The sequence below is a fragment of the Pseudothermotoga elfii DSM 9442 = NBRC 107921 genome (assembly GCF_000504085.1).
Taxonomy (GTDB): domain Bacteria; phylum Thermotogota; class Thermotogae; order Thermotogales; family DSM-5069; genus Pseudothermotoga_B; species Pseudothermotoga_B elfii.
In genome coordinates this window covers 68,626-91,115 of the sequence record NC_022792.1, presented here as the reverse complement: position 1 = coordinate 91,115, position 22,490 = coordinate 68,626, and the positions used below count along the sequence as shown (strand labels likewise).

At 39.1% G+C, this 22,490-nt stretch carries 24 protein-coding genes; 12 read left to right on the top strand and 12 right to left on the bottom strand.

Annotated features, from left to right (window positions below; all coding sequences use genetic code 11):
* Nucleotides 1-6: 6 nt before the first annotated feature.
* Genes TEL01S_RS00435 through TEL01S_RS00415 form a run of 5 tightly spaced genes read left to right on the top strand, consistent with a single transcriptional unit; the run spans nt 7 to nt 6,908 of the window.
* A complete protein-coding gene (locus TEL01S_RS00435; protein WP_012002139.1) occupies nt 7-1,080 on the top strand; it encodes an ABC transporter ATP-binding protein in 1,074 nt (357 codons plus the stop codon).
* On the top strand, nt 1,077-3,617 hold the full coding sequence (locus tag TEL01S_RS00430; RefSeq protein ID WP_012002138.1) for a glycoside hydrolase family 38 N-terminal domain-containing protein: 2,541 nt from the start codon (nt 1,077-1,079) through the stop codon (nt 3,615-3,617). The genes TEL01S_RS00435 and TEL01S_RS00430 overlap by 4 nt, the downstream gene beginning before the upstream one ends.
* Entirely contained in the window at nt 3,614-4,798 is a 1,185-nt protein-coding gene (locus TEL01S_RS00425) for a glycosyltransferase family 2 protein (protein WP_028843567.1), read from the top strand. The genes TEL01S_RS00430 and TEL01S_RS00425 overlap by 4 nt, the downstream gene beginning before the upstream one ends.
* Nucleotides 4,795-5,622 carry a MurR/RpiR family transcriptional regulator gene (locus TEL01S_RS00420; protein WP_028843568.1) on the top strand — a complete coding sequence of 276 codons (828 nt, stop codon included), beginning with the start codon at nt 4,795-4,797 and terminating at the stop codon, nt 5,620-5,622. The genes TEL01S_RS00425 and TEL01S_RS00420 overlap by 4 nt, the downstream gene beginning before the upstream one ends.
* A complete protein-coding gene (locus tag TEL01S_RS00415; protein WP_028843569.1) occupies nt 5,619-6,908 on the top strand; it encodes a glycosyltransferase family 4 protein in 1,290 nt (429 codons plus the stop codon). Before TEL01S_RS00420 ends, TEL01S_RS00415 begins: the two co-directional genes overlap by 4 nt.
* On the opposite strand, the gene fliE is transcribed toward TEL01S_RS00415, so the two are convergent.
* Genes fliE through TEL01S_RS00355 form a run of 12 tightly spaced genes read right to left on the bottom strand, consistent with a single transcriptional unit; the run spans nt 6,903 to nt 16,589 of the window.
* On the bottom strand, nt 6,903-7,196 hold the full coding sequence (gene fliE / locus TEL01S_RS00410) for a flagellar hook-basal body complex protein FliE (RefSeq protein WP_012002134.1): 294 nt from the start codon (nt 7,194-7,196) through the stop codon (nt 6,903-6,905). The genes TEL01S_RS00415 and fliE overlap by 6 nt on opposite strands.
* A 3-nt stretch (nt 7,197-7,199) precedes the next feature.
* A complete protein-coding gene (flgC, locus tag TEL01S_RS00405) occupies nt 7,200-7,613 on the bottom strand; it encodes a flagellar basal body rod protein FlgC (protein WP_012002133.1) in 414 nt (137 codons plus the stop codon).
* Between the two features lies 1 nt (nt 7,614).
* Nucleotides 7,615-7,992, bottom strand: a complete 378-nt coding sequence (gene flgB, locus TEL01S_RS00400) for a flagellar basal body rod protein FlgB (protein WP_028843570.1) — start codon at nt 7,990-7,992, stop codon at nt 7,615-7,617.
* 44 nt (nt 7,993-8,036) lie between these two features.
* Nucleotides 8,037-8,594 carry a cupin domain-containing protein gene (locus tag TEL01S_RS00395; protein ID WP_028843571.1) on the bottom strand — a complete coding sequence of 186 codons (558 nt, stop codon included), beginning with the start codon at nt 8,592-8,594 and terminating at the stop codon, nt 8,037-8,039.
* Nucleotides 8,591-9,520 carry a DUF1177 domain-containing protein gene (locus TEL01S_RS00390; RefSeq protein WP_028843572.1) on the bottom strand — a complete coding sequence of 310 codons (930 nt, stop codon included), beginning with the start codon at nt 9,518-9,520 and terminating at the stop codon, nt 8,591-8,593. The genes TEL01S_RS00395 and TEL01S_RS00390 overlap by 4 nt, the downstream gene beginning before the upstream one ends.
* 5 nt (nt 9,521-9,525) lie before the next feature.
* Nucleotides 9,526-10,464, bottom strand: coding sequence for an ABC transporter ATP-binding protein (locus tag TEL01S_RS00385; RefSeq protein ID WP_028843573.1), 939 nt, complete (start codon nt 10,462-10,464; stop codon nt 9,526-9,528).
* 1 nt (nt 10,465) lies between these two features.
* Complete coding sequence (locus TEL01S_RS00380) at nt 10,466-11,428, bottom strand: ABC transporter ATP-binding protein (protein WP_028843574.1); 963 nt, start codon at nt 11,426-11,428, stop codon at nt 10,466-10,468.
* On the bottom strand, nt 11,425-12,597 hold the full coding sequence (locus tag TEL01S_RS00375) for a M20 family metallopeptidase (RefSeq protein WP_038051422.1): 1,173 nt from the start codon (nt 12,595-12,597) through the stop codon (nt 11,425-11,427). The genes TEL01S_RS00380 and TEL01S_RS00375 overlap by 4 nt, the downstream gene beginning before the upstream one ends.
* 8 nt (nt 12,598-12,605) lie before the next feature.
* Nucleotides 12,606-13,421: an ABC transporter permease gene (locus TEL01S_RS00370; RefSeq protein ID WP_012002126.1), complete on the bottom strand. Its 816-nt coding sequence runs from the start codon at nt 13,419-13,421 to the stop codon at nt 12,606-12,608.
* Complete coding sequence (locus tag TEL01S_RS00365) at nt 13,418-14,380, bottom strand: ABC transporter permease (protein ID WP_012002125.1); 963 nt, start codon at nt 14,378-14,380, stop codon at nt 13,418-13,420. Before TEL01S_RS00365 ends, TEL01S_RS00370 begins: the two co-directional genes overlap by 4 nt.
* A 45-nt stretch (nt 14,381-14,425) precedes the next feature.
* On the bottom strand, nt 14,426-15,964 hold the full coding sequence (locus TEL01S_RS00360) for an ABC transporter substrate-binding protein (protein ID WP_012002124.1): 1,539 nt from the start codon (nt 15,962-15,964) through the stop codon (nt 14,426-14,428).
* A gap of 13 nt (nt 15,965-15,977) precedes the next feature.
* Nucleotides 15,978-16,589 carry an AroM family protein gene (locus TEL01S_RS00355; RefSeq protein WP_012002123.1) on the bottom strand — a complete coding sequence of 204 codons (612 nt, stop codon included), beginning with the start codon at nt 16,587-16,589 and terminating at the stop codon, nt 15,978-15,980.
* 122 nt (nt 16,590-16,711) lie between these two features.
* Between TEL01S_RS00355 and TEL01S_RS00350 the strand changes: the two genes are divergently transcribed.
* From TEL01S_RS00350 to TEL01S_RS10645, 7 genes are read left to right on the top strand one after another with little or no spacing between them, the layout of a single operon-like run.
* A complete protein-coding gene (locus tag TEL01S_RS00350; RefSeq protein ID WP_012002122.1) occupies nt 16,712-17,647 on the top strand; it encodes an inorganic phosphate transporter in 936 nt (311 codons plus the stop codon).
* A 1-nt stretch (nt 17,648) separates the two neighbouring features.
* Nucleotides 17,649-18,296, top strand: coding sequence for a TIGR00153 family protein (locus tag TEL01S_RS00345; protein ID WP_012002121.1), 648 nt, complete (start codon nt 17,649-17,651; stop codon nt 18,294-18,296).
* Nucleotide 18,297: 1 nt separating this feature from the next.
* Nucleotides 18,298-19,074, top strand: coding sequence for a nucleoside triphosphate pyrophosphohydrolase (gene mazG, locus TEL01S_RS00340; RefSeq protein ID WP_012002120.1), 777 nt, complete (start codon nt 18,298-18,300; stop codon nt 19,072-19,074).
* A complete protein-coding gene (locus tag TEL01S_RS00335) occupies nt 19,071-20,102 on the top strand; it encodes a peptidyl-prolyl cis-trans isomerase (protein ID WP_012002119.1) in 1,032 nt (343 codons plus the stop codon). The genes mazG and TEL01S_RS00335 overlap by 4 nt, the downstream gene beginning before the upstream one ends.
* A complete protein-coding gene (gene mtnA / locus TEL01S_RS00330; protein ID WP_012002118.1) occupies nt 20,099-21,139 on the top strand; it encodes an S-methyl-5-thioribose-1-phosphate isomerase in 1,041 nt (346 codons plus the stop codon). The genes TEL01S_RS00335 and mtnA overlap by 4 nt, the downstream gene beginning before the upstream one ends.
* Nucleotides 21,140-21,143: 4 nt before the next feature.
* Nucleotides 21,144-21,599, top strand: coding sequence for a YaaR family protein (locus TEL01S_RS00325; protein WP_012002117.1), 456 nt, complete (start codon nt 21,144-21,146; stop codon nt 21,597-21,599).
* Between the two features lie 7 nt (nt 21,600-21,606).
* A complete protein-coding gene (locus TEL01S_RS10645) occupies nt 21,607-22,482 on the top strand; it encodes a hypothetical protein (RefSeq protein ID WP_012002116.1) in 876 nt (291 codons plus the stop codon).
* Nucleotides 22,483-22,490: the final 8 nt, after the last annotated feature.

Here is a 22,490-nt window from a genome sequence, read left to right as displayed (position 1 = left end):
ATAAAAGTGGCAAGAGTGGTTGTACAAAATGTGAAGAAATATTTTGGTAATGTGAAAGCGCTTGATGGGATAGATATTTCCATAGAAGAGGGATCTTTCGTCGTCTTACTTGGACCTTCCGGGTGTGGAAAAACGACTTTAATGAGATGCATATCCGGTTTGGAGAAACTCACAGAGGGGGAAATTCTCTTTGATGGTAAAAACATTACGAATCTTGCACCGAAAGACAGAAATGTAGCTATGGTATTTCAAAGCTATGCTGTCTGGCCTCACATGAAAGTAAAAGAAAATATTGCATATCCTTTGAAATTGAAAAAAGTTCCCAAAAAGGAAATAGAAGAAAGAGTACGCTGGGCGTCTGATTTGTTGCATATTTCTGAACTCCTCGATAGGTATCCTTCTCAACTATCAGGTGGACAGAGGCAGAGAGTAGCTGTTGCGAGGGCTATTGTGCATAAACCAAGGGTACTTTTGATGGACGAACCTTTATCAAACCTTGATGCTCTTTTGAGAATAAAAATGAGAAGTGAACTCAGAAAACTTCATGAACAGGTCAAAGTTACAACTATTTATGTTACACACGACCAGACAGAAGCCATGACAATGGGGGATAAGATAGCTGTCATGAATGCTGGTAAGATCATACAGTACGGTTCACCTGAGGAAATATACAAAGCACCCAGGACACTTTTTGTAGCTGGTTTTGTTGGTTCCCCTCAGATGAATTTTTTACCCATGAAAGTTATTTCTCACAAAGATAAGTTTTTTGCAGAAGGATTTGGCCTTCAAATACCTCTGAAAAAAGATCCAGGAATTGAATCAGTAATTGTTGGTATAAGGCCAGAACATATCTCTGTTGAAAAAAGGCAAGATTCTATTGGATTTGAAGCAAGTGTTTATTTTGTAGAAAAGCTGATGTCCGAGACAGTGATACATCTGTCTGTAGCTGATGACAAAAAAATAGTAGTCAAGGTTCCCGGGGATGTGTCTTTTAAAGAATCACAATTGGTACAGGTTCATCTTGACCTTCCTTTTATTCACATTTTTAATCCTGTTACAGAGGAGAGAATTGAATTTTGAATCACATTATCTGCCACACACACTGGGATAGGGAATGGTTTGCCACCTCGAATATCACGAATTCATGGTTGAGGGAACTTTTTGAAAGGCTCTTTATTCTCATCGAGAAAACCCCTGAATATACTTTTGTTCTTGATGGTCAGACACTCATAATCGAGGATTTGCTGGAGAATTTTCCTGAGTTTGAAAAAAAATTAGTTGCAGCGATTAAATCAGGAAATTTGATAATTGGTCCGGTGTATTCGCAGATAGATTTTCGAATAGCTTCAGAAGCAGCTATTATAAAAAATTTTGAGATTGGTTTGAAAGATATGGAGAAATTTGGAGATTTACCGAAAATTGCCTGGATGGTCGACAATTTTGGCTTTATTTCTCAACTTTCTCAATTGCTCAGAATGTATGGAATAGCAGCGGTTTTTTTGTGGAGAGGCGTTGGCATTGAGAATCCAACGATAGAATTTGTTCATGAATCTATTGATGGCTCGAGAGTTTTGTGTGTTTTCCTCATAGGAGGTTATAGAAATCTGTACGGACTTTCTTTGACGAAAGATATTGCAAAAAAGAGATTGATCCATGAAATAAAAAAGCTTGAACCATTTTCTTTAACGAAACAGATACCTCTACTTGATGGGTATGATCTTGATTTGTCTCCCGAAGATCCGTTTGAATTACTGAGCCGGAATGGTGAGACTGTGAGATCTTCTCCAGAAATCTTTTTGAGCCATATTGATGAATCATTGAACATACCTGTTGTGAGAGGTGAAATGTTAAGTGGTAAATATGCCTGTGTCTTTCCCGGGACATTGTCGAGTAGGAGTTATCTGAAAGTAGAAGCTTATTATATTGAGAAAATGCTCAGGTACTGTGACTTTCTCTCAATTTTCGGCGGCGAATCTGTAGAAGATTTGTGGAGAAGATATTTGAAAACACTCATACATGACAATATCTGTGGGGTTGCGATAGACAAAGTCCATGAGAACATGGAAAAAACCTATAGAGAACTCTATAGAGATCTTAAAAAGTTTCTTTTGAGTAAGATAGGCAATTATTTAGGTGCATCGAATTTCAAGAGTGGCTCTTATGCGTTGTGCTTTTCTCCGCATGAATATAATAACTGGTACTGTGATGGCAGAAGATGCTTTTTTCTGAAAAGCAAAGGAGTAGGTTTTTACAGAATAGAAAAAGTTGACCGCTACAGAAATGATAATACGCTTGTATGGAAAAACGATTTTTACAGGGCAGAATTGAAAAATAACGGTATTATGAAGGTAAATGACTTTAGTGTGGGATATCTGGAGCTGCTTAAGGAAGCAGGAGATAGTTATTCGAGTTTTACCAGCCCTCTTGATTTTTCATGCTCTGTTAAATCTATAGAAATTGAAAGTGCTGGATTGAACCACAAGATCATCAAAATGAAAAGGAAGCTAAGATCAAGAAATGCCGTAATAGAAACAGAAGAAAAGATAGTTTTTGACAAAACACCCTTAATCAAATGGAGTATAGTAACCACTTCAAAAGGAAAAAATTATGTGCTCAATTTTTCGATAAAGATGAAAAATAGCGGTTCAGAAGTGTTTGCCAAAATGCCATTTGAAATAGTCCGGCGTGAAAAGGAAACATATGAATTTATTGATGAAGAGCTTCTTGAAAGATTGAAGCATGTGTTGATTGCTGCCAGAGAAGTTGGAAAGGTTGATGAATACCCCTTTCAGGGTTTTGTATCACTTTCATTTCCCGGCAGAACTGTTGCGCTTATGGCTAAGGGATTAAGAAGTTACAGAATTGATGATTCAAAACTGTCCGTAACTTTGATCCGTTCTGTGGAGTGGATTGCAAAAAAGAATGTAAAAGGAAGGATTGGTGATGCCGGACCCCTCATATATGCTCCAGGTGCAAAATGTGATAGAACAACACGATTTGAGCTTGCTGTATGTGATGTGAATGTAAATGTTAAATCAACGGAGTTTATGAAATGGTTCAATTTGTTTGATGACCAGCCTTTAAAGATAGAGTTGAAGAATAACAGCTGTTGTAGAAATAATAAAATCCTTTTTTTGAGTAAATTACCGTGGGTTTGTGTAAAAGAAAGTAAAGTTTTTGTTTATAACCCTTTTGATGAGATTGTTGAACATATTCTTCCTGGAAAGATTTCAACAGTTCCTTTGAATCCGAGAAAAACTGCTGGGGAGAAAAATTCAGTATTAGTCAGATTTGTCGATTTTCCTTCTTTTCCTTCCAGGGCTGGTAAAAAGACCTCGTCTGCAAATATGCAGAAAGCGATTAAAGATAAAATAAACAAGATCAATGAAGAGATAAAAAATGTGAAAACCAAATTGAAAAACATAGAAAAAAACACAAAAGAATATCGCTTTTTACTGCACAGGTTTTTTACTCTGTACAGAACCATGCTGGAATTGAAATTATCTCTGCCTCTCCTTAAAGGGAGGCTTCCAGAGAAATTAGTCTGGAAGTTAAATGAAGTAAGATCGAAGAAAAGAATTTCTGACTACATAGTTGAACTTATGGAGGAGGAATGATTGTGGAGTATGTCAATGAGGTTCATGATTTAAAGAAATATGATGTACTGGTAGGTATACCGAGTTACAATAATGCTGAGACAATAGCAAATGTGGCAAGTGTAGCTGCAAAAGGTTGTCTGGATCTCAATTTGAAGGCTTTGATAGTTAATTCTGATGGAGGCTCTACTGATGGCACTATCGATGCATTCATGAATAGTGATACGTTTGGAGTGGAAAAAATGTCTTTCAAATACAGGGGTATAGCTGGAAAAGGTAGCGCTGTTAGAGCTCTCTTAGAAGTTGCACACAAGGTGAGAGCAGAAGTCTTTATAATGCTTGATTCAGATTTGCGAAGTGTTCAGCCGTGGTGGATAGAAAGGCTCGCATCACCAATTATTCATGGGAAGACAGATTACGTGGCGCCGTTTTATCTGAGACATAAATATGACGGAACCATAACGAACAATATCTGTTATCCGCTGACCTCTGTTCTGTACGGATTAAAAATTCGCCAGCCCATAGGTGGAGATTTCGGTGTCGGACGCAGATTAATAGAAACTTACCTTTCAAAACCAGTCGATACCTGGCAGACAAACGTGGCAAGATTTGGTATAGATATCTGGATGACAACAATTGCCATAAATGAATCAAACAAAAAGCCTTTACAAGCGGCTCTTGGAGCAAAAGTTCACGATGTTAAAGATCCTGGTAAGCATCTTCAAAATATGTTTGTTCAAGTTGTACAGACTCTCTTTGATTTGATGCTGGCTTATGAAGATAAATGGAAGAACGTCAACAAAGTTGAAAAGTGTTATGTGTACGGGGAGCAGCCCAACCAGATTGTGGAGAAAATCGTGATAGATCTTCCCGGTTTGAAAGAAAAAGCGCGAAACTTTTTGAAAAACAGGCTGGAACATATATCCTATTTGCCGTGGAAAATAGTTGATTCCGTTGTTAACTCAGGGCAGATAAAAGTTGATGATTGGGTTGAAATTGTTTATCAGGTTGCTCTTCATTATAAAAAAACTGCTGATGAGCAGGCGATAGTTGATTTACTTCCGTTTTATTTTGCCCGAATAGCCAGCTTTGTTGAAGAGACCCGGGGGGTTGACGACTGCGTTGCAGAGGAGGTTATCGAGAAACAATTGGGTGTATTTTTGCAGCTTAAACCGTCGTTTTCAAAGAGGTGGTTTGGGTGATATTTGATTACCTTCTTGGAATATTCGACAGATTGAGCGATTCAGAGAAAAAAGTAGCGATGTATATACTTGAAAGACCTGATGATGTGATCCATTATTCTATAACTGAGTTTGCAAGGGTCGTTGATGTTAGTGAAACCACTATATACAGAGTAATTAAGAAGATGAAATTCAAAGGATATCAGGCATTTAAAATAGAATTGATTAGACAGACAAGTGGTGTGAAATCTGTTCCTCTGACAAACATGGAAACACTTGATGAATATGTGGAGGAGATCAAATCTCTTGCAGAAAGAATGAAGACGACTCTCAAAAAGGATGATTTGCAAAAGGCAGCTGACTGGATCGTACAATCTCAAAAAACTATATTTTTTGGTGTAGGACTTTCATCTGTGGTTGCTGAGTATGGTAGTTTGTTGCTATCTTTACTTGGTTTTTCCTCATTTTGCTACAACGATCCCCATGTACAGGTTATCGTGGCAACAGGCCTCTGTGAGAAAGATCTTGTGATCTCAGTCAGTCATAGTGGAAACATAAGAGATACCGTGAAATCAACTCAGGTTGCGAGAGATGTTGGTGCCAGAACAGTGGCTGTAACTGCCGGAATAAATTCTCCTCTGTCGAGTGTTGTGGATATTGCCCTTTATAGTCCAGTTGCGAGATTTGAAAAGTATGAATTTCTCAGAGGAAATCTTGGAGAAATGGCGGTTCTGGAGATTCTATTCAAGATGGTTCTGAAGAAAATATATGGAGAAAAAGAAAGTCATCTCAACGATCTTTCGGAAGTGCTCAAACCGAAAATGTATAGTGGTGGTGAGCAATGAAAATCGCCCTCGTTCATTTCAGAGCTGGTGAGACAGATGGTGTTTCCTTGGAAATGGCGAAATGGAAACGTGTTCTTGAGAAAATGGGGCATGATGTTTTCTATATTTCAGGAGATCTGTACGAAGTTGGTGGAGTCCAGATTTCAACTATATCAATGAGAAATCAGGTGAATCTGTGGATTCATAGAAACGCATTTGAAAAATTATCAGTTGACGAGAAATTTTTCATCAGAATCTTTCAGAAATATGTTCAACAGATCAGATCGGAGCTGGAAGCCAAAGCACCTCCAGCGGATATTTTCATAGTCAACAATATCTTTTCTCTCGGTTTCAATTTGGCTGCAGCAGTGGCGATTGATCAGTATGCGCGGGAAAATAAGGTGAAGGTTGTAGGGCATCACCATGATTTTTACTGGGAGCGCGAGAGATATTCTAATTCCCAAATGGGTTTTGTAGAGAAGATTTTAGATGACTATTTCCCACCCAAAAATAGCAATATGGTGCATGTTACCATAAACAATATAGCAAGAAATGAACTTATTTCACGCAAAGGTGTAAATTCTTTTGTAATACCAAATGTTTTTGATTTCGATCAACCACAGTGGGTGATAGATGACTACAACAGAGATTTGAGAGGCAAACTTGGCATATCTGATAAGGATTTTGTTTTGTTGCATGCAACGCGTATTGTTGAGAGGAAAGCTATAGAAATTGCGATGGATTTTGCGGAATATCTTCAAAAATTTGTTAAAAAAGAAGTTCATTTCGTCGTTGGTGGATTTCCCGAAAAAGAATCGCTTGGCTATTTTCAGAAGCTTCAAAAAAAAGCTGATAATATAAAAGTTAAAACTCATTTTGCTTATCCTTTGTTGAGGCAGAACAGGTCAAACAGAGAAGAGAAATTCTACTCTTTCTGGGACATATACGCGATATCTGATGCAATAACCTATACTTCTGTTCTGGAAGGTTGGGGAAATCAACTCATTGAAGCTGTTTTTGCGAGAAAGCCATTGATTGTTTTTGAATATCCTGTTTACAAAACTGATATAAAGCCTCTTGGATTTGATTTCATATCTTTATCTGATGCAGTTGTGTGGAACGAAAAAACCGGGTTTTATGAAATAGACAAAAATATTTTGCAAAAAGCAGCCAAAAAGCTTGCAGGACTAATCGGCAGAACAGAAGAGCTCGAAAAAAAAGTAAAACAAAACTTCGACATAGGGAAAAAATATCTGTCCTTAGAAAGCTTGGAAAAAAGACTTGATGAGCTGATGAAAAATTTATAACTGCATTCTCATTATTTCCCTGTAAGCTTCAACTATTCTGTTTCTTACTTCTGTTGTTAGTTTGAGGGCAATGCTTGCTTTCTCTGCCTCAATTATCACTTCATGTATATTGCTGATTTTTCCAAGCGCAAAATCTGCAGACATCTGTTCGGCATTTTTTTGAATTTGATTCACTTTATTGATGGCGCTCTTAAAAATCTCTGCAAAATCATTTTCGCTTTTCTTTTTCTCTGAGGTCTGGTTCAATGAATTCAAATCTTGATTTATTCCTGATATTTTGTCTACCATTTATTAACCCCTCCCTATTTGAAGGGCACTGTTGATCATGGACTTTGTTGTATTAAACGCAGAAATATTTGCTTCGTAAGATCTCTGTGCACTTATTAAATCAACCATTTCTCTGAGTACATTGACGTTAGGCAAACTTACATAACCATTCTCATCTGCATCCGGGTGTGAAGGATCATAAACGAGCCTGAATGGTGACGGATCTTCTTCAATTCTTACAACTTTCACGCCCGTGCTCGCAGATTTACCGTCGCTTATCAGATATTCTGAGAAAACAGGTACACGCCTTCTATAAGGTGTACCCCGATCGGTCCTTGTTGTTTCTGAATTGGCTATGTTACTTGATATTATATCAACTCTTAATCTCTGAGCTGTCATACCAGATGCGCTGACATTCATGATAAGAAATTCGTTCATATCAAGCACTCCTTAGAACAGTGTTGTAATATTCAATATTTTTGCTCATCAAGCGCGAGAGTACTTCATATTTTAATCCATTAGCTGTCATTTGAGCTATTTCAATTTCTAAGTCCACCCCGTTTTCATCGTTTCTGTAAAAGAAGCTTTCCTCTTCTTTTATCTGAGGTTTAACCACAGATTTCTCTGTTTGTATATGATTGTCATCTGTGGTTTTCATCTTCATGCTCATAGCCTGATTGAGAAGTTCTTCAAAGACAACATATTTTCTTTTGTATCCGGGTGTTTCTGCATTAGCAATGTTCTGGGCAAAGATATTCTGTCTTAATATTGCTACATCCATAGCTGTTTTTATTATTTGGAAATTCTCGTTGAACATCTTTTCACTCCCTGAATAGCTTTCTACATTACCATAGAATTTTCCTAAAAACTTGGCGGGCTAACTACCCACACACCCACTGCAGTGACGTTTCCAACATTTTTCCACCGATGCGGTATCGTGGAAGGGTAGGTTATGCTGTCACCTTCCCTCAAAACAATTGATTTGTCACCAACAGTAATCTCAACTTCTCCCTGAATAACTATCCCCGATTCAATGCCTTCATGAGCATAAAAAGATTCCCCACTATCCGCCCCGGGCTCCAGATAAGAAATGAACATGGAATAAGCGTTATTCTTTGATGAAAGAAGCTCGTAAGTCAAGCCGGGAGAGACAATAACCTTTCTTCTTTCTTCCTTTCTAACAATACCTTTTATGATCTGATCTCCAACATCTTGTTCTACGAGAGAAATTATCGTTTCTCCAAGAGCCGAAAGAATAGCTTTTAAAGTGCTTAAAGACGGTGATACTTTGCCATGCTCAATCTGACTTATTAAGCCGGGAGTTACGCCAGACAACTTTGCGAGTTCTCTGACTGTCAATTTTTTTGATTGTCTGAGTGATCTGATTTTTTCACCTATGTTGTCCAACTCGCTATTCATTCATCACACTCCTCTCCAGCATAAACTAAAAAAGTCAGATCCCCGTAAAGAGATTCAATTTTTTTAAATTCATCTTTGTCGTAAAATCTAACCTCGCCCCGGCCAAAATACTTTGCGACTTCAACACAAAACCGCGCAGCTTGTTCTATGTCTACTTCACTTGATGCCCCTGTTGCGCATCCAGCAACAGGTACCTGCGTTGTTATAGCGACTCCAACAACAGGAACATCTATGGCTACAGTACATGGTTGCATTATACTATTTATATGATACACTCCGTTTCCATATGGAGTGATGTCTTGAAATGTTATCGGTAGTACAAAAGGCTCTGTTCCTGTAACACGTTCATAAATGTCAAGCAAATTGTCTGACACTTTTAGTATATACCCTTTTAGCACAGTTGGTGAAATAGCAAACCCCTTCTTTTTGGCAATACGGTTTCCTTTTGTTGTATCGATTGAGAGAATAGCATCTAATTTTCTTCTGATCATCAATTTTAAAGCCTGCCTGACGCCTACAGGTGAATCCATAAATGGTACGGGTTTATGTTGAATCGTGGGTGCATGAGGACAGATATGGGTTGCTACGAAAACTGTTCCTGAAAGATTTTCTCCTTTTTGCTTCATCTGTGCAAGCTTTAACGCGCTTGCCAGTGCAGCGATTGCTCCATCTGCATCGCTAACAAGACCTATCATTTCTGGTCTTGCCCCGACTCCACCAAGCTGGCCAATGATTCCAAGGACTGGAGCATCATTTTGCTGACCTTCGATAGTTATTCTCACGATGTCTGTTTTACCTCTGCTTGTTGTGATTGTTTCATATTCAGCTTTGACACCTTGATAATTTTCAAACAGTTCACAGACTTTCTTTCCATCTACATATGGACTATCCAGAAGTTCTGTGATTGTCTCAACTTGAGAAAGCATTTTACCTACACCTCCTGATTGTACAGATGGCATCGAACTTTTCTGCCTCTAAAATTCATTAATGGTGGTTTTTTGGAACATTTTTCAAACGCCACAGGGCATCTTGTTTGAAAAGCGCACCCCTCCGGCGGATTCAGAGGACTTGGCATTTCTCCAGAAAGGGAAAAATTTTCAAGATTGTTTTCACCAGGTTTTGGAATGGACTCAATTAAGCTTTTTGTGTATGGGTGGAAGGGATTTTCTATGATCGAATCGCACCTACCCATTTCCATGATTTGCCCGAGATACAGAACCATTACCTGATCTGATAGATGATTAACTATCTTCAGGTCATGAGTGATCAATATATACGTTAAACTGTAAAGTTCTTTCAGCTCCATCAAGAGATTCAATATCTGTGCTTGAACGGATACATCGAGAGCTGATGTTGGTTCATCGAGTATGAGCAATTTGGGTTTTAACACCAAACTGCGGGCAATGGCAACTCTCTGTTTTTGACCACCACTGAGTTGATGAGGATATTTTTTCAAAATATCTGACGTCAACCCGACAGATTCGATAGCGTCTCTGACTATTTTTTTTCGCTCAAGCCTGCTTGCTGATCTGTGAACCAGAAGTCCCTCTTCTACAATAAACGAGATAGTTTTTCTGGGATTGAGTGATGTTTCTGGATCTTGAAATACTATTTGGATGTCTTTAATTCTTTTAGCGTCTTTGAGTATTTTTCCTTCGTAATATATTTTTCCACTGGATGGATTGTATATGCCACTCAAAATACGTGCTATCGTGGATTTTCCAGATCCACTTTCACCAACGATGCTGAAAACAGAACCCTTTTCTACCTGAAAAGAGACATCCTGGACAGCTTTTAGAAAGCGCTTTGGTTTGCCAAATATGTCAAATTCCACGGGAAAATTCTTTGAGAGATTTTCTACCCTGAGCATATCAGGTGTTCACTCCTTCATATAACCAGCAGCTGACAGATCTTTGCTCGTATAAGATCACTGGTGGTTCTTTTCGAGAACAAATAGGTAATTTTCTGGAACATCTTGGGTGAAATCTGCAACCCTCAGGTGGATTTGTAAGATCTGGGATATTTCCCGGTATTGCCATGAGTTTTGTGCCTCGTTCATTTGCTCCGGGTATAGAGTTGATTAACCCTGCTGTATATGGATGAAGAGGGTTTCTAAAAAGATCAGTTGTTGGTGAGATTTCACAGATCTTTCCAGCATACATGACAATTATTCTGTCAGCAATCTGGGAAATTACACTCAAATCATGGCTTATAAAAAGTATAGACGTTCTTGATTTCTCTTTCAGTTTTTTGAAGAGCTGTATTATCTGTGCCTGAATAGTAACATCGAGGGCCGTAGTTGGTTCATCTGCTATCAAAAGTTTTGGGTTGCAGAGAACCGCCATTGCGATCATTGTTCTTTGCCTCATTCCACCACTATATTCAAACGGGTATCTATCGATCATTTTTTCAGGATCTGGGATGCCAAGTTCCTGCATGACCCGTATAACTCTTTCCATTGCTTCTCTGTAATTCAAGTTGTAGTGTTCTTGAAGCACCTCGGTTAACTGCTTCCCTATTTTGATATTTGGATTTAATGAATTCATTGGATTCTGAAAAACCATGCTTATTTTTGTCCCTCTTGGATGTTTGTTGATCGCCAAGAGGTCCAGGCCTTCGAAAATGATTTTTCCTCTGACTATGCGCCCCTGAGGCGCAGGAACAAGATTCATTATTGCAAGAGCTGTCACGCTTTTTCCAGAACCGCTTTCTCCAACGAGCCCAACGCACTCATTTTCCATGACGCTAAAAGAGATACCGTCAGGTGCTCTGAGTTTTGAATTTGATATTCTAAATTCAACAGCGAGATCTTCCACTGTTAGAAGAGGTTTCAAAAATCCCTCCTCCTTTGAGAAAAATATTCCTTGATTTCTGTTAGAAGTTCTTTGTTTGAAGAAATATCATAAATCGTAAAAGCAAGTGCTTTCGTTGCCCGGATCATCGCTTCATAGCCGTATTCGGAATTGGCAGCCTGTGCGAACTCTCTTGTGTGTGTTGGTATATCTTTGCCATCTGTAATGTTTATATACCCATGGATCGCTGGAACAATTTGTGTTACGGCCCCCATGTCGGTCGATCCGACTCCTTGTTCATAAGTTCTCGACGTTATTTTTTCACCCAGTAATTTGTAGTTTTTTTCAAGGGTGTTTGCCAGAGGAACGTTGACATAAACTTCGGGCATCTCTTCTTCGACAGTGATTTTATTTTTACATCCACTCATCGCGGACGCTCCCTGAACGAGAAGCCTTAATTTGTCTTCAAGAAAGTTTACTTCTTCCATTGTCAGAGCTCTAATTCCAATTTCCGCAGATGTGTATTCAGGTATCGTGTTAAAAGATTGTCCACCATTGGTTATGATCCCGTGGATTCTTACTTTCTCGGGAAGCTGCTGGCGGAGAAGGCCTATGGAGCTAAAGAGGAGTATCATTGCGTCAAGTGCGTTAATTCCCTTTGATGGGTCAGCAGCGGCATGTGCAGATTTACCAAAAAATTCTATCTTATATCTTTTTATCGCGTAAGCTATGTCATAACCTGTGCTCATCGATGCTGGATGTATCATCATAGCGACATCGATATCATCGAAAATTCCAGCTTTTATGAGATCTTTTTTGCCTGCTCCGTGTTCTTCAGCAGGACAGCCAATCACCATCAATGTAAAATCTATATTTTTCACAGCATTTTTGAACCCCACCGCCGCACCACAGCTCATTACGCCTATCATGTTGTGCCCGCATGCATGTCCAACAGCGGGAAGTGCGTCGTACTCAGCCAGCAAGGCTATCTTTGGTTTTTTCTCACCTATTTTTGCCACAAAAGATGTTTCAAGACCTCCAACGCCTCTTTCAACAGTGAAGCCATTGTTTTCCAGAAAATCTGACAGGAGTCTGGATGACTTTTTTTCCTGGTAAGAAAGTTCAGATAGCTCGAATATCTTTTTCGACATTTTAACCAGTTCTTCTTTTATAGAGTCGATTTGCTTTGAAATGACTTCTTTCAAAATCATCACCTTCCTTATGTTTTCAGTCTTGGATCGAGTGTATCGCGCAAACCGTCGCCAAGTAAATTGAAACCAAGGCAGGTTATCAAGATAGCAAGTCCGGGAAAAATAGCCATATGTGGAGCTGTCTGAAGGTAATTTTTTGCCTCGGAAAGCATGCTACCCCACGAAGGAGTTGGTGGCTGTATGCCAAGCCCAAGAAAACTCAATGTAGCTTCACTTATTACAGCGCCAGCGAAATTCAAAGAGGAATATATAATAAGCGTCGGTACTATGTTGGGCAGAACATGATGAAAAATTATCCATAAATTTGATGCCCCCATCGATCTTGCTGCTAAAATAAACTCCTCGTTTTTTACATTGATCACGGAGCTTCTAACAACTCTTGAAAAACTTGGTACCATTACGATACCAATTGCAAGCATTGCGTTGAACAATCCAGGACCGAGAACAGCCATCATAGCTATGGCAAGAAGCACATATGGAAATGACAGCAACGCATCAGTAAACCTCATTATCAGAGCATCAAGAAATCCACCAAAAAACCCTGATACCACGCCGAGAAGAGTGCCGATCAGTGAGCCTATTCCAACGGCTATCACACCAACCATGAGAGAGATACGACTTCCGTAGATTATTCTCGAAAAGATATCTCTTCCATAATCGTCTGTTCCAAGAACATGTCCACCCTCTCCTGGTTTAGCGAAAATGTATGAAAAATCCATTTCATCAATACTGTGAGTTGCTATTAACGGTGCAAAAATTGCCGCAAAAATGTTTACTATAATAATTATGAGCCCAAAAATTATTTGCTTGTTCGGAACTCTCACCCTGTAACACCTCTGTAGGTCTGTCTGACCTTCGGATTTATAAATGCGTAAGTTATATCGACAGCAAGATTAACAAAAATGTACATCATTGCTGTGAAAAGAACTTCTCCCTGTACAAGCATATAATCCCTCCGAAAAATGCCATCGACCATCAATTTTCCCAGACCAGGGAGTGCGAAGACTGTTTCTGTTAAAACAGCACCTGCCAGGAGGTTTCCAAGTTGAAGTCCGATAACTGTTATGACAGGTATAAGGGCATTTCTCAAAGCGTGCCTGTATAATATGAGATGTCTTCTCAAGCCTTTCGCGTACGCTGTTCTTATGTAATCCTGGTTTAAAACCTCGAGCATACTTGATCTTGTGAATCTCGCGATTGTTCCTGTCGAAAGTATTCCCAGAGCCAGAGATGGAAGAATAAAATGACTCAATCCATCCCATATACTCTTTGAGAAATCTCCCGTACCAACTGCTGGAAGCCATCCAAGTTGAAGTGAAAAGATGATTATCAAAACCATTCCAAACCAGAATATTGGAATCGATATACCTATCAAGGATAAAGAAGTTACGAGTAAGTCGACAAACGAATTATGTTTAATTGCTGCGAGTATTCCAGCCGGAATACCAATGACGATAGCTATAAATAATGCGCAAATGCTTAAAATAATCGTTGTGGGTAATCTTTCAAAAATTAGCGATAGCACGTCTTGTCTATACACTAACGATGTTCCAAGATCGCCGGTTAGAATCCTTTTCAAGTACAGGAAAAATTGAACAATAACCGGTTTATCTAATCCAAGTTGTTGTCTGAATCGTGCAATATCTTCTGGTCCAGCCTGAGGACCAAGCAATACCATCGCTGGATCTCCCGGTATCATCTTCATTATGAGAAACACTGTCAAAATTACAAAAAATAACGTTGGAATAGCTTGCAGAAGCCTTTTTATGATGTATTTTGTCATGTTACCCTCCAGGAAATCCAAGAGCGCAAAAGCGCTCTTGGGATTTTACTGTTCAACCCACACGTTTGTTCCAGGGGCGTAGAGGCGTATTGTCATATCTGGAGAAGGTTTATAACCATGAACTTTCTTGTTTACTCCATTAACAACTAATTTATGCCAGAGTGGAAAATAGTACATATCTTTCATGATGAGTTCTTCTGCTTTTCTATAATATTCTGTTCTTTCGTTTTGATCTACAGAAGATTCTCCAAGCTCTATGTATTTATCAACTTCTGGGTTGTTGTATCCTCCACCGTTGCCATATGTGCCCTTTCTGGATGAATGGAACATGTAGAATATAAAAAATTCGGGATCTGGGTACCATGTCCAGCCAATTGTATATGCGTCTGCCTCCCCTTTAGAAGTCGTGGCGGTAAATGCTCCCCACTCAAGGGATTGAACTTCGATATCAAAGCCAATTTTTTTCAACATTGACTGGATGATCACAGCAGCTTTCCTTCTATTGGGGTCTTCCGGGGTATATATAGTCAATTTGACCGGTTGATTTTCGTATCCTGCTTCTTTCAATAACTGCTTTGCTTTTTCTGGATCGTAATTCGGATAGAATGATTTCACATTCGGATTGTATGCCCATGATCCAGTTGGAATAGGCCCGTAGGCAGCTTCAGCGGTGCCATTGGGAAAGATTACTTTCACGAGCTGCTGGACATCTATTCCTCTAAAGAAGGCTTCTCTTACCTTTTTGTCTGTTGTGGGACCCTTTGAAGAATTGAGATATACTGCATAAACGTTACAACCTCCAACCATTATAGGGTCAACATTTGGATTTGATTTGACTTTTGGTATGTCCTGATCTAAGATGTCGCTTGTTATATCCACTTCTCCACTCAAGAGTGCAACGGTTAAAACTGATTTATCGGGAATGAATTTGTAAACAATTTGTTTGAGGTATGGCTTTTCATCCCAGTAATCTTCATTTCTTTCGAAAACCATATGACTGTCCTTTACCCATTCTACAAGTTTGAATGGACCAGTTCCAACAGGGTGAAGTGTGAATTCTTCGCCCCAGCCTTCACACTCTTCTTTCGGAACAATAGCGGCCCCAATATCTGTTAAAACTGTTAGGAATGGAGCGTAGGGATATTTAAGTACAATTTTTACTGTGTATCTATCTATTACTTCTACTTTTTCAACCATATAGAGTCTCACCATAGGAGAGATAGATATTTCTCTTTCAAAGCTGTATTTTACATCCTCAGCGGTTACCTCTCGACCATTCTGGAATTTTCCCTTTTGAAATCGGACGCCCTTTTTGAGCTTGAATGTCCATTCCTTTAAATCGGCGCTTACTTCCCAGGATTCTGCAATTAACGGGTGGATTTCTTTTACATCTGCATCGTAAGCAACAAGAGTTTCAAAGACATTTCTCATAACCTGGGCCGAAGCCAGATCCTGATACATGGCAGGATCCATTGTTGTAGGATTTTGATCAGACCCAACACGTATCACAGAGTTGTAATTTGGCGATGCAAATATTGCAACGGATAGAACCACTGCAAAAAGAAAAGCTGCCAGTTTCCTCATACCAATCCCTCCTTTAAGATATCAGACACCTCAGATAATTTCCCAGAATTCTCCTTGCACTTATAACTATTCCTTTTGTTAGATCTTTGAAAAATTTTTCGTGTTGAAGTGAAAATCCGATACAATCTAAATACACTAACTGTTCATCTCTCAGATCAAAGCTGGTTGCTTTCATCTGTGGTTTATACGGTGAAAAAGCAATACACGAAAGCCTGTTTGATATATTATTCCATCTCTTAATTGCATTTTCCCGCTGATCTTCTTCGGGTACTACAACTGTCATTTTATCAAGTTTCGGCAAGGCTTTGAAAAAAGATCTGACTACTCTGTAAGGAAGAATCAATCTATCGTTCTCGAAATCATCTGTACACAACAAAATGCCAAGATCGTTCAATTTGAGATTTGCTAAGCGCTCACTAACCCATTTGTGCGATACATATGCAATACTCCCATCGCGTTTTCTACTTACAAGAATGTCTTGCGAATTTAATGGTGTGTATAGTCTTGAATCAACGTTATCTATCAGACCTATTTCTCTATAAGAAATGTTTCGTTTACCTATTATATCTATAAGTTCGGGGACAACATCATCTCTTGGGCTTTCTCCAATTGTTATGAATAACATGGTATCCCTCCTGAGTTTTGATTAATTATACTAAACACATTATAGCTATGTCAATAGAAAATTCTTTTCTCACAAAGGGTTATAATAAAATTCATGCAACTTTTTTTGGAGGTCGACAGAACGTGAGCATAATTTATTTAATGCCGGGCATTTTCATAGGAATCATCCTTGGTGCAAATGATGCGGCGAGTATATTTGGACCACTTGTTGCTGTTGGATCTGTTCGTTATAGGACTGCGAGCATCTTTAGTGCGATCTTTGTTATTCTCGGGGCTACAGTTGGTGGGGCAAATGGCCTGGAGACACTTAACACATTGACTGTTCTTGAACGAGATCAGAGCGCCGTAGCGACTCTGGCTGCTGCTCTGACTGTTATTTTAATGATATTAATCAAGGCTCCCGCATCTGTTTCTCAAGCTGTTGTTGGTTCACTCATTGGTGTTGCCTTTTTGAACGGCGCGGAGACTATCAGGTGGGATATATTGATAAAAATTGTTGCAATATGGATTATAACGCCTTTATCGGCGATTTTAATATCTTTCAGTTTATACAGATTGGTTGCGTATTTTTTCAGAAAATTGAAGAATGTACGAGTTCAAGATCTTGTATTACAGTATGCTAACCTGATGGCACTGTGCTATAGTGCTTATTCTCTTGGTGCAAACAATGTTGCGAATGTCGCCAGATCATTTGTCACAGGCGAGTCAAATCTTGTTGTAGCACAGTTGCTTGGGGGTGTTTCCATAGCCATAGGTATTATGTTTTTCAGCAAAAGGATGACTTTTGTCATAGGAAAAAGTATAATAGTACTGGATCATTTTTCGTCACTTATTTCTGGACTTGCATTGGCAACAAATGTTTTTGTTTTCTCCATGGTAGGAGTTCCAGTCTCTGCAACACAGTCGGCAATAGGTTCTGTTGTTGGGACCGGAATGAGCAGAGGTCAGCGATTGAGCAGTAGAAAGACAAAGATCAAGATAATTTTAGGACTCGTTTTGACGCCCTCTGTCTCAGGGATAATCAGTGTATTGCTCCATTTAATACTGAGAGGAGGTTAATATGGGCTGGATTACAGGAAAGAAAGAACAGGAGATTATAGCAAAAGTTATGAACCATCTGGATATGATAAGTGTCGAACTTTCTGAGCTGAGAAAATTGGTGGAAAAATACTTGAATCACGAGATAGATGAAATTGATCAGTGTGCAGAAAAGGTAAGATATTATGAGCATCAGGCGGACATAATTAGGCGAGAAGCGGAAACATCGATGTATAGTGGCGCATTCTTGCCTAACTTTAGGGGAGATTTGCTTGGTGTCATAGAATCGGTTGACAAAGTTGCGAACAGGGCAGAGTATGTTGCAGATATACTTGAGCTCGAACATCCTGTTATACCAGATGTACTCAGCTCTCAATTGATGAAACTTCTTGACATTTGTATCGAAACATATGAGGCTTTGAAGATTGCAATTGGAGATTTATTTGAAGATCTCGAAAAAGTTAAAGAGCACGTTTTGCTTGTTGAACAAAAGGAACATGAAGCGGACAATGTTGAACGATGTTTAATAAAGCAAATATATAAGCTCGATATCTCACATGGTCATAAATTTGAATTGAAAGAGTTGGTTCAAAGCATTGCCGACATTTCAGACCGTGCTGAAGATTGCTCAGACAGAGTGGAAGTTGTTTCCATGAAAAGGAGGGTATGATTTGTCTGAAATTGGTGAACAGTTTCAAAAGCTGGTTTCCATAATGCAAAAATTGAGATCGCCAGATGGATGTGAGTGGGATAGAGAACAAACACACCATAGTTTGAAGCCTTATCTTGTCGAGGAAGTTTTTGAACTAATTGAAGCAATTGATCAGTCAGAAGATGAGAAATTGAAAGAAGAACTCGGTGATGTATTACTTCAGGTGATTTTTCACTGCCAGATAGCTTCTGAAAGAGGTGCTTTCAATATATCAGATGTTGTAACATTTTTGAGTGAAAAACTTGTCAGGAGGCATCCTCATGTTTTTTCAGATAGTCCCGGATATTCTTATGAGCAGTGGGAGAGGATCAAATCGAGTGAAAAAGGCGAGCAAAAATCATCGGCAATAGGGAGATTGAATCATGCGCTTCCTGCCCTCAGCCTTGCCAGGAGAATTCAGGAAAATGCTGCGGCAGTTGGTTTTGATTGGCCGGATATCTCCGGTGCAATGGAAAAAGTAAAAGAAGAGGTGGGAGAATTAGAGGATGCAATTAAATCGGAAGGGAGGCAAGAACTCGAAGAGGAACTTGGTGATTTGCTTTTCGCGGTCGTAAATATCGCGCGTTTTCTTCAACTTGATCCAGAAATCGCTTTGAGAAAGTCAACAAGAAAATTTGTGGAGAGATTCCAGATGGTTGAAGAGTTTGTACGGGAGAGAAAGCTTGATTTAAAAAAGCTTTCTCTTGATCAACTTGATGAACTCTGGGAAGAAGCGAAGGGAGGAAAAATAAAATGAGAAAAGTTTTTATGTTTGGCTTGATTTTGATTCTGTCATTGGTGGCTATTGGTCAGGAAACTCAGCCTGCTACAGCAGTAGTTGCTGAGGTTAATGGTGTTGCTATTACTATGGAAGAACTAAACAGGGAAGCGAATGTGGATAGATTATTATCTCAAATTCAATCAGTGGATGCCACATTTTATGATGTTCTGGTTAACACCTCTGAAGGTGTTAATTTATTGCTCAGATATAAAAGAGAAGTTTTAAATAACCTGATAGACCAGGTTTTGATCAAGCAGATTGGCGAAAAAATGGGAGTAACTGTTTCAAAAGATAATATCGAAAATATGGTTTCAACAGAATTGAACAAAACACTTACCCAATATGGAATGACTGAAAGTGATCTTGATTGGTATCTCAAGCAAGCTGGACTTGGTGATATAAACTCTTTTAAAGACAGACTCAGATGGATTTTCACAGTTCAGCAGACAGTTTCATTGATTCAGCAGCAGGTTACCTCCTCGGCAACAGTGACAGAAGAAGAGGCAAGGCAATTCTATGAACAAAACAGAGAATATTTTGCTGTTGAAGAAGCGGCAAAATTATTGCGCATAACAGTTGATTCAAAAGAGAAAGCAGATAAAGCTTTGGAAAGAATCAGAGCTGGAGAGGAATTTTCTCAGGTTGCAAGTGATGTTTCAACCGATCCTCTGTCTAAGGGGAAGGCTGGAGATCTTGGTTGGGTAGAACGTGGCAGTGGCCTGATATCTGAAGAAATCGAAGAAAAGATTTTCGTAAGTCCGAAGGGTGCTATACTTGGTCCATTGCAAACCAGTGTAGGTTGGGAAATATATAGAATTATTGACAAAAGGCCCAAAGGATATGAGAATTTTGAAGATGTAGTGAACGATATCTATCAGCACTTAATACAGCAGAAGGCTCAGCAATTGTGGCAGACTTGGATCAATGAACAATTTATTCCTTTCAAAAATTCAAGTGTTATAAACATCTATTTGCTAAGCGAGGGAGGACAGGAAGATCAATGAATTTCAAAACTTTGACAATGCAATGGACAGGAAATTCACTAATTCTTGTGGATCAGCGAAAATTGCCTCATGTTGTTAATTATGTTGAGTGTAAGAGCTATGCTGAAGTAGCACGGGCGATCAAAGATATGGTCGTCCGTGGAGCTCCTGCTATAGGAGCCACCGCGGCTTTTGGTTATGTTCTTGGAGCAAAAGAGGCTGCAACTCTTAAAAATCAGAATTTTATCGACGTTATGAAAAATGTGTACGATGTACTTGCATCGACTCGACCAACGGCTGTTAACCTGTTCTGGGCGTTGAATCGAATGGAAAAGTGTGTAGACTTGTCAAAAGCTGTTGATGAAATTCTTGAAGATCTTGAAAAAGAAGCGATAAAGATAGCAGAAGAAGATATCAGGATAAACAAAACTATAGGAACACATGGGCAAACTTTGTTGAAAGATGGCTGCGCTGTTTTAACTCATTGCAATGCAGGAGCTTTAGCGACGGTAGATTATGGCACAGCCCTTGGAGTTATAAGGGCGGCTGTAGAATCTGGAAAGAAGATAAAGGTATACGTAGATGAAACAAGACCATATTTGCAGGGAGCCCGGTTGACAGCCTGGGAATTGCTTGAAATTGGTGTTGAAACAATTTTAATAACAGATAATATGGCTGGCTGGGTTATGAAGCAGGGGAAGATCGATGCCGTTATCGTTGGAGCTGATAGAATAGCAGCGAATGGCGATGTTGCTAACAAGATAGGTACTTATTCGGTGGCAGTACTTTCAAACCAGCATGGTATACCGTTTTATGTCGCAGCTCCTACATCGACGATAGATATTAAAATAAAAAATGGAAGCGAGATACCCATAGAAGAGCGTTCTCACGATGAGGTAACCCATGTTCACGGGGTGAAAGTTGCCCCGGATGGTGTGGCAGTATATAATCCTGCTTTTGATGTGACAGAGCATCAATTAATAACAGCTATAATAACTGAAAAAGGAATTCTGAGGCCTCCTTATAAAGAAAATATAGCAAAGTTGTTTGGAGGATAGTGATGTGAGAATTAATCCTCTTGAAGATGGTAAGTTTAGAAGTTCTGAAGTTAAGAAAAAAAAGAAAATCAAATTCAAATCAAGTTCTGCCGTGAGGAGCATGGATAGCACAAGTTTTTTCGAAGTGCTTGAAGAAGCTGAAGAAGAGAAACTTGACGAATTGCTTGAAAGACTTATAAGACAGGTTGTAAAATCGGGAAACAATCTCGTCAGATCGCCAACGCAGGAAAATTTCAGATCTTATCGTGAGAGCATTAAAGATTTTTTGAAAGTAATTGAGAAAAAGCTCTACAAAATTGGAAAACAACTTTCCAGTGTTGATTTGCATCTAATTGTTCAAGAAGTTGATAACAGATTGGAGAAAATAGCCGCGGAGTTATTTGAAGCTGAAAGAGGTGCTATTTTGTTGTCTGCGAGAGTTCAGGAAATATACGGTTTATTAATGGATTTATACAGGTGATTACAATATGGAAAAATTGCTGAGCACGGTTAAGGATTTTTTGATTCGGAATATTGGTTCCTCGGTGTGCTTAAAGTCACGGGACGAATCTTTACTGAAATGGACCTGTGAGCAAGTCATCAGGGAAGTTACGAACGAGTTTTTAGAATTTGAGGCGCCAGGTATAGATGATATAAGATATATGTCACAGTTTCTCTATACATCATCTTCTGATGGTTATAAAATTGTGATCATCCACCGTGCAGACAGAATTTTGCATGAAGCGGCAAATTCAATGCTCAAAATTTTGGAGGAACCACCTGTCTACTCTGAGATAGTTCTTACAAGCGCAAAATATACTGACCTTTTACCAACCATTAAAAGCAGGGTAAAAGTGTTTAATGTTGCCATAGACAGGCAGATATTGAATAACCTGGAGAGAAAAAAAGCCAGCCTGGTGAAACCTGATCTTATCTTGAGCTTGGCTGAAAATGATTTTGAAGTACTCGATTTTGTTATGAAATCAGATCAATTTCCACAAAACAATGATTTTGATCCCAAGGCGATATGTAATATCTTTTCAAAAGAGGAGATATCTGCTGCTGACAAAGTGTCAGCAATTCTGATGATCGATGATCTCTATGAGAAATTGTCACTGGTGAGTGAAGAAACACTGGTCAAGTTTTATGATGACATGATGAGCAATCTCAGTAGAGCTGATCTTAACCGCACGATAGTACATTTGTGCCGCCTGTTGCAAATTGTGGCAGAGTATAGAGGATGTACAGAATTGTCTTTATTCAAGTGGATTGACTCGATATTGACAAACCGTTTGATGAATTTCAATGGAACGTTGACTTTGCTTAACCTGTTTCTCGTGATTAGAGAAAACGCAAAGAGGTGATGATCTGT

Excerpts from the sequence above, each read along its gene's own strand:
- TEL01S_RS00375 (WP_038051422.1), bottom strand. The coding sequence starts at position 12,597 with ATGATTTTGAAAGAAGTCATTTCAAAGCAAATCGACTCTATAAAAGAA.
- mtnA (WP_012002118.1), top strand. The coding sequence starts at position 20,099 with ATGAATTTCAAAACTTTGACAATGCAATGGACAGGAAATTCACTAATT.
- flgC (WP_012002133.1), bottom strand. The coding sequence starts at position 7,613 with ATGAACGAATTTCTTATCATGAATGTCAGCGCATCTGGTATGACAGCT.
- fliE (WP_012002134.1), bottom strand. The coding sequence starts at position 7,196 with ATGGTAGACAAAATATCAGGAATAAATCAAGATTTGAATTCATTGAAC.
- TEL01S_RS10645 (WP_012002116.1), top strand. The coding sequence starts at position 21,607 with ATGGAAAAATTGCTGAGCACGGTTAAGGATTTTTTGATTCGGAATATT.
- TEL01S_RS00425 (WP_028843567.1), top strand. The coding sequence starts at position 3,614 with ATGATTGTGGAGTATGTCAATGAGGTTCATGATTTAAAGAAATATGAT.
- TEL01S_RS00390 (WP_028843572.1), bottom strand. The coding sequence starts at position 9,520 with ATGCTTTCTCAAGTTGAGACAATCACAGAACTTCTGGATAGTCCATAT.
- flgB (WP_028843570.1), bottom strand. The coding sequence starts at position 7,992 with ATGTTCAACGAGAATTTCCAAATAATAAAAACAGCTATGGATGTAGCA.
- TEL01S_RS00335 (WP_012002119.1), top strand. The coding sequence starts at position 19,071 with ATGAGAAAAGTTTTTATGTTTGGCTTGATTTTGATTCTGTCATTGGTG.
- TEL01S_RS00385 (WP_028843573.1), bottom strand. The coding sequence starts at position 10,464 with ATGCTCAGGGTAGAAAATCTCTCAAAGAATTTTCCCGTGGAATTTGAC.
- TEL01S_RS00360 (WP_012002124.1), bottom strand. The coding sequence starts at position 15,964 with ATGAGGAAACTGGCAGCTTTTCTTTTTGCAGTGGTTCTATCCGTTGCA.
- TEL01S_RS00345 (WP_012002121.1), top strand. The coding sequence starts at position 17,649 with ATGGGCTGGATTACAGGAAAGAAAGAACAGGAGATTATAGCAAAAGTT.
- TEL01S_RS00415 (WP_028843569.1), top strand. The coding sequence starts at position 5,619 with ATGAAAATCGCCCTCGTTCATTTCAGAGCTGGTGAGACAGATGGTGTT.
- TEL01S_RS00395 (WP_028843571.1), bottom strand. The coding sequence starts at position 8,594 with ATGAATAGCGAGTTGGACAACATAGGTGAAAAAATCAGATCACTCAGA.
- TEL01S_RS00355 (WP_012002123.1), bottom strand. The coding sequence starts at position 16,589 with ATGTTATTCATAACAATTGGAGAAAGCCCAAGAGATGATGTTGTCCCC.
- TEL01S_RS00365 (WP_012002125.1), bottom strand. The coding sequence starts at position 14,380 with ATGACAAAATACATCATAAAAAGGCTTCTGCAAGCTATTCCAACGTTA.